The organism is Pseudoxanthomonas suwonensis, assembly GCF_010093235.1.
Lineage (GTDB): Bacteria > Pseudomonadota > Gammaproteobacteria > Xanthomonadales > Xanthomonadaceae > Pseudoxanthomonas > Pseudoxanthomonas suwonensis.
The window spans coordinates 38156-44155 of the sequence record NZ_PDWP01000028.1; the positions used below are offsets into that span (position 1 = coordinate 38156).

Genomic DNA, 6000 nt, shown 5'->3' on the forward strand with positions numbered 1-6000 from the left:
CTCACTCAGGTTTCGGCCGGAGCACTCTCCAGCCGCGGCCGGCCGGAAAGCATGCCGGCGCGCACCATCAGGCCATAGCCGGCGATGCAGGCGTAGCAGGCCACCGGCACCAGCAGCGCCGGCGCCAGGCCGACACGATCCGCGGCCAGGCCCATCAGCAGCGGCACGATCGCGCCACCCACGATCGCCAGGCACAGCAGCCCGGAGCCGCCGGCAGTGTCCTCGCCCAGGCCATCGATCGACAAGGTGAAGATCGTCGGGAACATCACCGAGTTGAACAGGCCAATGGACAGGATCGCCACCGCCGCCGGCGTGCCTTCCAGCACGGTGGCCGCCAGCAGGCCCAGGGAGGCTGCACCGAGCGCGCAGGCCGCCAGCACCAGGCCGGCCGGGACGAAGCGCAGCACCCACGAGCCGATGAAGCGGCCGACCATCGCCAGGCCCCAGTACACCGCGATCAGGTTGCCCGCGGCGTGCTCGCTGGTGGTGGCGCCGACCATGATCAGGTAGTTGACCAGGGCGCTGCCGACCGCGACCTCGGCGCCGACGTAGAGGAAGATCGACAGCGCGCCCAGGCTCAGGCGCGGGATCCTCAGCAGGCGCAGGTAGTCGCCCTGGCGCATGGCATGGACGGCCGGCACCGGCGAGCGCCGCAGCCACCAGCACAGGGCCGCCAGCGTCACCAGCACGCCGGCGATGATCATGTACGGCAGGCGCACGTGGCTGGCCTGCTCCACGCGGAACGCCGCCAGCGCGGCCTCGTCCATGCCGGGCGCGGGCTCCGCCACGCCGGCGGCCAGGATCAGGGCCGAACCGAACAGCGGGCCGAGCATCGTGCCGAAGGAATTGAAGGCCTGGGCCAGGGGCAGGCGGCTATGCGAGCGCGCCGGATCGCCGAGGCCCGCGGCCAGCGGGGTGGCGGCGACCTGGACCACGGTGATTCCCGCGGCCAGCACGAACAGCGCGGCCAGGAACGCCGGATACCAGCCCAGCGAGGCGGCCGGCGAGAACATCAGGCAGCCACCGGCCATCACCAGCAGGCCCAGCACGATGCCGCGCATGTAGCCGATCCGGCTGACCAGCAGCGCCGCCGGGATCGAGACGATGAAGTAGGCCAGGAAGAAGCAGAACTGGGTGAGCATCGCCTCGGCATAGCCGAGCGAGAAGGTGGCCTTGAGCTTGGGGATCAGCACGTCCACCAGGACGGTGCAGAAACCCCAGGCGAAGAACAGCGCGATCACCAGCGGCAGCAGCCGCTGGCCATGGATCGCGCCGCCGGCGCCTGCGGGACTCGGGGCGGGTGCATGCATCGGTTCTGGTCTCCGTGGATGGCGGCCACCTGCCGCCAGGGGCGGTAGCCGTTGCGAATGCGGCGTGGGACGTCGGGCGGACAACGGTGCCCGATGCGGACCTGGCGGAAGCGCGGGCGAACCGCACGCGCCGTCCTTGCCCGGCCCGGCGATCGCACCACGATGCTCCCCGGGAGCTTGCCCTCGCGCAAGCCGAGCCCCCTGAAGCCCCCTTCCCGCCAGGCGGGCAACGTTAGCCGTTGCGCCCGCCAGCGGCATCCTGCGACGCAGCAGCAACCGGATTCCTTCCCCATCTCCCATCGGAACAGGGGCTGGGGGAGAGGACCGGTTGCCGCATGCCGCAATCGTCCGCAACCACTCACACGGAGCACGGGTAAGCCCACCTGGGGAATGGAGCACGACGGACCCATGACCCGCCGCAACCACGGATGCGGCCTTCGGCCTTATCCGGGCTACGTGTGTGCGTCGTAGCGCCAGCGGCGCCCCGGCGAGGGAACGGCTCGTGTCCCGAGGGGAAGGGCGATGCGTGCTCCTGACAGTCCGCCCGGCACGACTGGACGGGGGTTGCCGGCGCGCCGAAGCGGTTACAGGGCGTAATGGAGGGCGATGCCGGCGAAGATCGCCGCGCCCACCCAGTTGTTGTGCAGGAAGGCCCGGAAGCAGGCCGCGCGTTCGCGGTGGCGCGCCATCACGAACTCCTGCACGACCAGCACCGTCGCCACACCCATCGCCACCCAGTACGCCACGCCCAGCCCAGCCTGGCGACCGACCAGGACCAGCGCCAGCAGCATCAGCACGTAGAGGATGCCCTGGGCCACGAGGTCCAGGTCGCCGAACAGGATGGCGGTGGACTTCGATCCGGCGCGGATGTCGTCCTCGCGATCCACCATCGCGTACCAGGTGTCGTATGCGGTGGACCAGAGGATGTTGGCGCAGTAAAGAAGCCAGGCCAGCGCCGGCACCTCGCCCTGGACCGCGGCGAACGCCATCGGGATGCCCCAGCCGAAAGCCATGCCCAGGTACACCTGGGGCAGGTAGGTATAGCGTTTCAGGTACGGATAGGTGGCCGCCAGGAACAGGCCGCCGAAGCTCAGCAGGATCGTCAGCCGGTTGAGCGTAAGCACCAGGGCGAAGGCCACCAGCATCAGCACCGCGAACACGGCCAGGGCCTCGCGGCCGGAGACGGCGCCGGTGGCCAGCGGGCGGTCGCGGGTGCGCTCGACCCTCGGGTCGAGCCAGCGGTCGGCGTAGTCGTTGATCACGCAGCCGGCCGAGCGCGTCAGCCACACGCCGCCGGTGAACACGAACAGGGTCCAGGGATCCGGCACGCCGCCGGCGGCCAGCCACAGGGCCCACCAGGTCGGCCACAGCAGCAGGAGCACGCCGATCGGGCGATCGCCCCTGACCAGCTTCCAGTAAAGCCCCAGGCGGTCGCGCCAGCCCGGGCCCGGCGCGGCGGCCGGCTCGTAACGTTCGTAAGCCATGCCGCAAAGGTTAGCAGGCCGGTGGCCACCGCCGGCCTGCCCGGGTGCCTCAGGCGCTGCCCGCCTTGTACTCGTAATAGCCGTAGCTGTAGTAGCCGGTAGCGCGCTTCTCCACGGCGTTGAAGATGGTGCCCTTGACCTGCACGCCGTTCTGCTCGAAGCGCTTGACCGCCAGCAGGATCTCCTTGGCCTGGTTCAGGCCGAAGCGGGTCACCAGCAGGCTGGAGCCGGCATGGGAGGCGATGATCGCCGCATCGGTCACCGCCAGGATCGGCGGGGTATCGATGATCACCAGGTCGTACTGCGCCGACAGCGCGCCGAGGACCTGGCCGAAGCGCTGGTGCATCAGCAGCTCGGACGGGTTCGGCGGGATCTCGCCGCGGACCATGTAATGCATGTTCGGCAGGCCCGACGCCTCGCGCACCGCGGCGCCGACGTCGAGCTTGCCGACCAGCACCTCGGACAGGCCCTCCTTGTGGTCCACGCCCAGGAGCTTGTGCAGGGTGCCCTTGCGCAGGTCCGCGTCGATCACCAGCACGCGCTGCCCGGCCTGGGCCACCACCGCGGCCAGGTTCGCGGAGACGAAGGTCTTGCCGACGCCCGGGCGCGGGCCCGTGATGGTGAGGATGTTGTTCTTCGCCTCCAGCATCGCGAAGTGCAGGCTGGTGCGCAGGCTGCGCAGCGCCTCGACGGCCAGGTCGGCGGGATCGGCCACCGCCAGCAGGTGCTGGCGGCCGTCGGCGCGGATGTGGTGGACGCCCTTGCGGTCGCGCTTGCTCGCCGGAAGCACCTTGGAATTGCTCAGCGGAACGGCGGCGTACACCGGCAGGCCCAGCTCCTCGATCACCGCCGGGTCCTCGATGCCGGGGTTGAGCATGCGCTGCAGGAAAACGCCGGCGACGGCGAGGAAACCGCCAAGCAGCGTCGCGATCAACACCACCAGCGACTTGCGCGGCTTGACCGGCCTGGAAGTATCTACCACCGCCGGGTCGACAATGCGGACGTTACCGACAGTACCCGCTCTCGCCACGTCGAGCTGCTGGGCCTGATTGAGCAATGCGGTATACAACTCGTTGGATACCTGCAGATCCCGAGTCAGGCGAAGTAACTCCTGTTGGGTATCCGGCAGCTCGCTTACCTGACGCCGGAAGCCAGCCTTGCGCGCCTCCAGCTCGCCGATCTGGTTCAGTAAGGCACGGTATGCCGGGTGATCCCGGGTGAAGCTCCGATCCATCTCAGCCTGCTTCAAACGCAGCTGCTGGATGGCGGTCTCGACGGCAACCTCCTGATCCAGAAGGCCTTTGGTCTGCATGGTGATGTCGACAGAGTTGGCAGAGGACTGATACCTAGCCATTGCCTCCTGCGCCTCTTCGACCTGCTTGCGCACCGTCGGCAGTTGCTCCTTCACGAACCTCAGCTGCGCCGCAGCCTCTGCAGAGCTACGCTCGACATTCTGGCGTACATACCCTTCGACCACTTTTTGCAGAACAGCTTCCGCCCTGCCCGGATCAGTGTGCTCGTATGAGACCTGGAGAATCCCGGATTCCTTGCCCTGCTCGGACACGCGCACCTGCTGCTGCAAGCCAGTCACCACATCCAGGAAGCGGCGCTTGGTCACAGTGAATGTCATTCCCGGATTTCCCCGTAGCGCGGTTACCTCAACCACGATCTCGCCACGCTGTGAAGTCTCGCCAAGCCTGCCTCGGATCAGCTCCCCACCATCCGGTCGGCGAAGCACGTAGGAAGCAGGTTCGGGGCCGAGTTCGAGTTCAAGAGGAACTCCGATCAGTCCAGACGGCAGATCCAGGCGCTGGAATTCCAAGTGCTCGCCACCCCAGCCGTAGCCTTTCAGCCCAAGGAAGGGGGGCGCTACGCTATCCGGCGCATCGCCCCTGTATCGCCTCGCGATCGCATTACCGAACACGGGGAACCGCCGAGGCTCGACCCGAATATCAAGATTGAGCTCTTGCACGGCCGAACCAACAACCGTGCGTGACGTAAGGAGCGCCACCTCAGTTGTAGCGGCAACACTCCCGCCACCTGCGAGCGAGGTGAGATCGGAAAGCCCCGGAATCGAAGGCATCTTCGACTCGACCTGGACCATCGCCTGCGCCCTGTAAACGGGCGCAGCCAGCTGTACGTAGAGAACGCTCAGTACAAAGAAGAGGGCGGTCGTCGCAATGATCCACCACTTCTTGTCGAGCAGTACACCTACCAGCTCGCGCAGATCGATCTCATCCTCGGTGCCTGGCGTTGCCGCCGATTCCTTGCCCATTATTCTTCTTCCGTTCGTGTGCGGTTTGGGGGGGGGCGCCGCCGAAGCGACATCACTTGATATAGGGAACCCAGCTGTCGACGCAGTCGTCGATAAGTCTGTACACGTGCTGGAATGCTTCGCGGTGCTGGCGGTATGGATCGGGGATTTCCTGCTGACCCCGCCACTTGCCCAGCAGGAAGGTCTTGCCACTGACTTGGGGAACCTCGCGCACGATCCGGGCGTGGTGCGACTGCTCCATCACCAGGACCAAATCGGCTGCCACCAGAACCGACGGTGTCGCTTGCCGCGCCACGTGGCTATCCGGATCGATGCCGTTCTCCCGCAGCAATGTCGCCGCCTGCGGATCAACGGGGCGTCCGACCAGTGCTTGAAGCCCCGCCGAAGAAACCTCGACGTTCGACCGCCCTTGCAAACGGCGTCGCATGAGCAATTCGGCGGTTGGGCTACGACATATATTGCCTACGCAGACGAACAGTATCTTCCTGAACACGTAAAGCCGGTCCCGGATTTTTACAAAAGTAAATAGGGGGTTGGGTGGTTGCCGGAACCAGCTTAACCGAACACCGGGCCATGCTGCAGCGCGGCGGCGTGAAGGTTTCGTCAATAAGCATTTGATTGCGTTTGACATTTCACAACCTCTGCGCTTACTGTCCGAATTGTGCAGGGTCCCCTCCAACCCCCCTAGGAGCACTCCCCCATGAAAACGAAACTTTCTGCCTTGGCCGTGGCGATCGGCTTGGTTATCCATCCCTATGCTTTTGCGCAGGAGCAGCAGGAACAGACCGGTCAGCCTGGTGGCACCGAGGTTGCAGCCGAAGAAGGCGCAGTTAGCACCACCGCTATCGTTGCTGGCACCGCTCTGGCAGCCGCGGGCATCTTGGCCGCGGCTGCCAGAGCGGTGCCAGCAACGATAGCGGTGGTGCTAACT

Annotated in this window: 5 protein-coding genes; 1 reads left to right on the plus strand and 4 read right to left on the minus strand. The window is 66.5% G+C overall.

Features of this window, described 5'->3' with window-relative positions:
• Positions 1–5: 5 nt before the first annotated feature.
• From CSC68_RS13250 to CSC68_RS13265, 4 genes are all read right to left on the minus strand, one after another.
• Positions 6–1310 (minus strand): sugar MFS transporter, encoded by a 1305-nt coding sequence (locus CSC68_RS13250; RefSeq protein ID WP_162204044.1) that lies wholly within the window; start codon positions 1308–1310, stop codon positions 6–8.
• Between the two features lie 584 nt (positions 1311–1894).
• Complete coding sequence (ubiA, locus tag CSC68_RS13255; protein ID WP_162204045.1) at positions 1895–2794, minus strand: 4-hydroxybenzoate octaprenyltransferase; 900 nt, start codon at positions 2792–2794, stop codon at positions 1895–1897.
• A 49-nt stretch (positions 2795–2843) separates the two neighbouring features.
• Positions 2844–5069, minus strand: coding sequence for a polysaccharide biosynthesis tyrosine autokinase (locus tag CSC68_RS13260; RefSeq protein ID WP_162204046.1), 2226 nt, complete (start codon positions 5067–5069; stop codon positions 2844–2846).
• Between the two features lie 52 nt (positions 5070–5121).
• Positions 5122–5562 carry a low molecular weight protein-tyrosine-phosphatase gene (locus tag CSC68_RS13265; protein WP_162204047.1) on the minus strand — a complete coding sequence of 147 codons (441 nt, stop codon included), beginning with the start codon at positions 5560–5562 and terminating at the stop codon, positions 5122–5124.
• 207 nt (positions 5563–5769) lie between these two features.
• Between CSC68_RS13265 and CSC68_RS13270 the strand changes: the two genes are divergently transcribed.
• Positions 5770–6000, plus strand: a 231-nt coding sequence (locus tag CSC68_RS13270; RefSeq protein WP_162204048.1) for a hypothetical protein, incomplete at its 3' end; no start/stop codon positions are given.

Bases quoted from the DNA above. Each gene is read 5' to 3' on its own strand.
- CSC68_RS13250 (WP_162204044.1), bottom strand. From the start codon at position 1,310: ATGCATGCACCCGCCCCGAGTCCCGCAGGCGCCGGCGGCGCGATCCAT.
- CSC68_RS13260 (WP_162204046.1), bottom strand. From the start codon at position 5,069: ATGGGCAAGGAATCGGCGGCAACGCCAGGCACCGAGGATGAGATCGAT.
- ubiA (WP_162204045.1), bottom strand. From the start codon at position 2,794: ATGGCTTACGAACGTTACGAGCCGGCCGCCGCGCCGGGCCCGGGCTGG.